This window comes from Acinetobacter sp. UBA3025 (genome assembly GCF_002367915.1).
GTDB lineage: Bacteria > Pseudomonadota > Gammaproteobacteria > Pseudomonadales > Moraxellaceae > Acinetobacter.
The window spans coordinates 1-5122 of record NZ_DFDO01000056.1; the positions used below are offsets into that span (position 1 = coordinate 1).

Here is a 5122-nt window from a genome sequence, read left to right on the forward strand (position 1 = left end):
AGTGTCGATACAATAGAACTAATATTTAATTTAAGTATATAATTTTTAATAATAAATAATCTTAAATGTGATGCGGGTTGAGTTAATTTTTATTTGTTTTAATTAGGCCGCAGTTTAAAGATGGCCTCAATCCCAGCTGAAATTTCATGTTCTATCAGTTTTGACTTCGAACTTAAGTAGGGCCAGCGCGATTCTTTCTACATGTTGATAAGCCGATTGTTCTAACTCTTCACCAAAAATATCCGGATCAATTTCCTCATAAGACCAGTCAATATTTTGGTGCTGCTTCATCAAAGCTTCCAGATGCTGCAAGAAGCGATTGCCATCCTGACAAATAGTGACGCCAGTATATAAAAATAGACGTCCATTAGGATTGAGTCGCTGTAAACCCTGTTTGATAATCTTAAAAGACAATTCATTGCCATCCAGTTCATTGCCTCCATGACGGTATTGCCGTTGATCTGGATCAATTAAATAAGGAGGATTGGCAAAAATCAGGTCAAACTGACCTTCAAGACCAGAAAATAAATTACTTTGCACAGGATGAATCGTATCAAAACCTGAAAAGTCGATATTAATTTGGCTATAGAGAAGGGCTTTCGGATTCAGATCTGCGACAAAGATTTCCTTATGATCTGGAAAATGTTTAGCTATATGAATTGCAGCAGCAGAAGTGCCACAGCATATTTCAGCCGCCCGTTTAAAAGAATTGGCCTGGAAAGATAAATACTGCTTTAAATGATAGGCAAAACGGTAAGTATCAGGACCAAAAAAAACAGCGTCCTGTTGGGTCGTAGGAAAGGCTGAATGAATAAATAATTCGTCTTCAAGTGAAGCGACTCTGATCAGACTTTTATATGTATTATCCTGAACTTCTAGAAGCTGATGTTCTAACAATAACGAAAAAAGAACAGGATCAAGATCAGTAATTGTAAATTCCAGATTCCAGCCAAAGATATCCTGTAGGGTTTTCTGTTTATTTTTTTCGCTTCTTTTGCGATCCAGAATCCGTTGATGAGAAAGTGGGGTAATGGCGGTAAACTGATATTGCTGTTGTTTTAAAAAATTTAATAGAAAGTGCAGAGCTTGTTGCTGGCTGCTTTGGATTTCTAAAATCTGGTTCATTAGATGTGCTCTTCGGTTTATTCAGAATAAATGAAAAGGTGCATACACCTGTTTAATCTATACAAGATAATGACCAGAACAGCCATTCGCTATATTGATCCAATCAAAATGGATCAGCTCAATCTTCGCCCAAAATTTGCTGTTGTTCGGTAAAAAACTGATGTGAATTGGTTTAATTTGTATAGCGGTATTTTGAAGTTCAAATCCTTATAAAGAATGAATCACTTTTATTTTTATATGTTTTCCATAAAAATGCCGACTGATCAAAATGATGAGTCGGCATAGACTGAATATAAATAGAAGTTTTAATGAGCAGCTTCTGGTAAATCAAACCAGATCACTTGTGCATCTTCAATCGCCTTAATTTCTGCCTCATCCATAAAGGCAATCGCACCACCAGCTTCAACTGTATATTCTGCAATTTGTACTGAGCCAGAAATCACATGTACATAATTGATATGCTGAGTCGCTTTGATGTCCAGACTTTGGCCTTTATGGATCACTGCGGTTTTGACTTCTGCATTTTGACGAATGTGCATGGGTGCATTGTTATTTGGTCCACAGATTAAATGCCATTGATTCGGTTGCTCTTTTGCATCCAGACGAATTTGCTGATAATTCGGCTGAGCATCGCGTTCATTCGGAATGATCCAGATTTGCAGGAGATGCACCTGTTCATCACCCTGGTTCATTTCACTATGACGTACACCGGTTCCAGCACTCATCAGTTGCCATTCACCTGCGGCAATGCCGCCATGATTGCCCATACTGTCCTGATGGGTAATCGTACCTTTTAGTACACAGGTCAGGATTTCCATATTGTCATGCGGATGGGTACCAAAGCCCTGATGTGCATCAATCATATCATCATTAATAACGCGTAATGCACTCACGCCCATATAGTTCGGATTGTACCAGTTGCCAAATGAGAAGCTATGTTTAGACTCCAGCCAGCCCATTTTTACATGACCACGATTTTCACTTGGATGTAGAAAAGCTTTCATGAATTTATCTCACTTTAATTTTTAACTTGAGATCATCATAACGTTGTTTTAATTCTTAAAAAATTATAAACAGGCGACAGATCATTGCATTTTTGCAACGATATAAGAGAAAGCAGGTATAAAAAAGCCCACTCGTAAGCGGGCTTAGGTATTTAAATAAAGATTATTCAAGGAAACGGACAGTTACGCCTGATTTCACTTTACGGCCTAAATCATTCGCATCCCAGTTAGTCAGACGGATACAACCATGTGACGCAGTTTTAGAGATTGCAGATGGATTTGGCGTACCGTGAATACCAAATGATTTTTTGCTTAAACCGATCCAGATATTACCTACAGGACCGTTTGGACCAGGTGGTAAAGAAAGTGGTTTCTTGTTATTGCCCTGAACGAAGTTAGATGGCGAGTAGCTATACCATGGGTTTTTCGCTACGCCAGTCACCTTATAAGTTCCTGTTGGCGATGGAGTACTTGAACTACCAATCGTTGCAGGGAAAGAAGCGATCATCTGGTTGCGGCTATTGAACAGATAAAGCTGCTTAGCACCTTTATGCGCCACAATTAAATGAATATCTTCAGGAACTTCATTGCGGATATTGGCAACAATCAGCTTTTCCCCAGCTTTCTTAAAGGTAGCTTTTGGATTTAACTTTTTCAAAAAGTCTTCATCCATATGGAATTTTTCACCCAGCATTTCAGTTACGCGAGTGTAATACAGACCTTTCATTTTTGCCTGTAAGGCATAGTCAGAAGGAATAGACTCGGCATAAGGACCTTTCAGGTCTTCTTCAGTGATGGTGTATTCAACAAAAGCAGGCTTAGAACCCTGTTTAGCCAATAGGGCATCCCAAGTTTCCTGAGTCAACGTACCTGTTGGTTTAATGCCATTCATTTGCTGGAAAGATGCGATCGCTTTCAAGGTATTTTTACCGCTAGTACCGTCAATCGCACCTGGAGAAGCATGGGCATTATTCAACATGACATGCGCACGTGCATATACCGGAAATTGGCCTTTACCAATATCTTCATACCAGCTTGCATTATTAAGGCCGTCTAAAGTCCAAGATGCTTTCGCAGCAGCAGAATTTGTCGGTGCTTTAGTCGTGGTTGGAGCAGCACCGATATTGGCAGTCTGGTCTTCAGTATCTTGTAATACATCTAATGCTTCAGAAGCTTTCTTCAGATCTTGTTGTTCTTGAGCACTAATTCGAGTTTCTGCTTGTGCTGCCGAAGCTTCAGTCGCTAAAGGATCAATCGGATCCTGAACCGCAACATCAGTGACAACTTGGGGGTTTAATGGTTGTTCAGCATTAGACGCAGCGAAAACAGTACCTGCGAAAATGCAACCTAGACTCACAGCGAGCATTGTGCGAACGAACATGTAACTCAACCTTAAAAATATTTCGTTAACTATGTGAAAAAACACTATAAGTATTACAGAAAAAATGTGGAGATGCAGTAGTTCTTTTGTGTAATTCCTCACATTTGATCACTTAACATGATCGGTTTTTAAAGTCATGAGAAGTTATTCAAAATGCAGTCATTTTGTTATGATGTGGGCAATATCAAAGATAGATAGGAAAGTGAATGACGACCTTAAAAAATGATCGTTTTCTACGCGCATTGTTACGTGAACCTGTAGATACTACCCCTGTATGGATGATGCGTCAGGCAGGCCGTTATTTACCAGAATATCGAGAAACACGTGCCAAAGCAGGGGATTTCCTTTCTCTTTGCAAAAATACTGAATTTGCCTGTGAAGTGACTTTGCAGCCTTTACGCCGTTATGAGCTGGATGCGGCCATTTTATTTTCGGACATTCTGACTGTTCCGGATGCTTTAGGTCTGGGTCTTTATTTTGAAGCAGGTGAAGGTCCGAAATTCCACAAAACTGTGCGGACTGAACAGGATGTGGCTAATTTACCCAAATTTAATGCCAAGTCTGACCTTGATTATGTAATGAATGCGGTGTCGACCATTCGTTCGGCTTTGGGTGAGCAAGTACCATTGATCGGCTTCTCCGGCAGCCCGTGGACCTTGGCGACGTATATGGTTGAAGGGGGTTCGAGTAAAGATTTCCGCTTCACTAAAAACATGATGTACGCACAGCCAGAAGTTCTGCATGCTTTATTAGAGCGTTTAGCAGATGCTGTGACCGAATATCTAAATGCACAGATTGATGCCGGTGCTCAGGCGGTGCAGATCTTTGATAGCTGGGGTGGGGCACTTTCGCATCGTGAATATATTGAATTTTCACTCAATTATATGCAGAAAATTGTGGCAGGTTTGCAACGTGAAAAAGACGGTCGCAAGATTCCAGTAATTCTGTTTACCAAAGGTGGCGGTCAATGGCTAGAGCCAATGGTTGCGACCGGTGCAGATGCTTTTGGTCTGGACTGGACCACACCGCTCGATGTTGCACGCAAGACTGTTGCAGGTCGTGCTGCGTTACAAGGCAACCTGGATCCGGCAACTTTATATGGCACTCCGGACGCGATTGCTAAAGCGACCAAGCTGATGCTGGATGATGCCTATGCCAACGGTGAAACAACCGGTTATGTAGCCAACTTAGGTCATGGCATTACCCAATGGGTGGATCCAGCCAATCCTAAAGTATTTATTGATACCGTACATGAGTACAGCGCTAAATATCTTTAGGATGTAAACCTTGATCGACTTTTTTAAATCAGGGTTTGAATTTACCTATAAGGCAGCTTCGGCTGCCTTATTTGGGATTCTGCTCCTGCTTGCTTTTGCACAAACCGCATCGATGGGTAGTGAACTATTTTACGGTTTCTACCGCTATGACTATCTATTATTTTTCGCTTTACTGATTCAGGTGGTATTGCTCTATACCAAACTGGAATCCTGGGCCGAAGCCAAGGTGATTGCCTTGTTCCATATCATGGCGATGGTCATGGAAATTTTCCTGACCCATCCGGCGATTGCATCCTGGCAATATCCGCAACCTGCAATTTTAAAATACTGACTGT

General features: G+C 41.0%; 4 protein-coding genes and 1 pseudogene. 2 read left to right on the top strand and 3 right to left on the bottom strand.

Annotation, left to right across the window (positions count from 1 at the left end; genetic code table 11):
- Positions 1 to 144: 144 nt before the first annotated feature.
- From B4J23_RS02260 to B4J23_RS02270, 3 genes are all read right to left on the bottom strand, one after another.
- A complete protein-coding gene (locus B4J23_RS02260) occupies positions 145 to 1125 on the bottom strand; it encodes a methyltransferase (protein WP_125278921.1) in 981 nt (326 codons plus the stop codon).
- A 305-nt stretch (positions 1126 to 1430) separates the two neighbouring features.
- Positions 1431 to 2129: a pirin family protein gene (locus tag B4J23_RS02265; RefSeq protein WP_125278920.1), complete on the bottom strand. Its 699-nt coding sequence runs from the start codon at positions 2127 to 2129 to the stop codon at positions 1431 to 1433.
- 163 nt (positions 2130 to 2292) lie between these two features.
- Positions 2293 to 3510, bottom strand: coding sequence for a L,D-transpeptidase family protein (locus B4J23_RS02270; RefSeq protein ID WP_004782794.1), 1218 nt, complete (start codon positions 3508 to 3510; stop codon positions 2293 to 2295).
- A 206-nt stretch (positions 3511 to 3716) separates the two neighbouring features.
- Between B4J23_RS02270 and hemE the strand changes: the two genes are divergently transcribed.
- On the top strand, positions 3717 to 4787 hold the full coding sequence (gene hemE, locus B4J23_RS02275) for a uroporphyrinogen decarboxylase (RefSeq protein WP_125278919.1): 1071 nt from the start codon (positions 3717 to 3719) through the stop codon (positions 4785 to 4787).
- A gap of 10 nt (positions 4788 to 4797) precedes the next feature.
- Positions 4798 to 5094 (top strand): annotated as a pseudogene (locus B4J23_RS02280) (DUF817 family protein); the annotation flags it as partial.
- Between the last annotated feature and the right edge of the window lie 28 nt (positions 5095 to 5122).

Coding starts and splice junctions, on each gene's coding strand:
- B4J23_RS02260 (WP_125278921.1), bottom strand. CDS start 1,125: ATGAACCAGATTTTAGAAATCCAAAGCAGCCAGCAACAAGCTCTGCAC.
- B4J23_RS02265 (WP_125278920.1), bottom strand. CDS start 2,129: ATGAAAGCTTTTCTACATCCAAGTGAAAATCGTGGTCATGTAAAAATG.
- B4J23_RS02270 (WP_004782794.1), bottom strand. CDS start 3,510: ATGTTCGTTCGCACAATGCTCGCTGTGAGTCTAGGTTGCATTTTCGCA.
- hemE (WP_125278919.1), top strand. CDS start 3,717: ATGACGACCTTAAAAAATGATCGTTTTCTACGCGCATTGTTACGTGAA.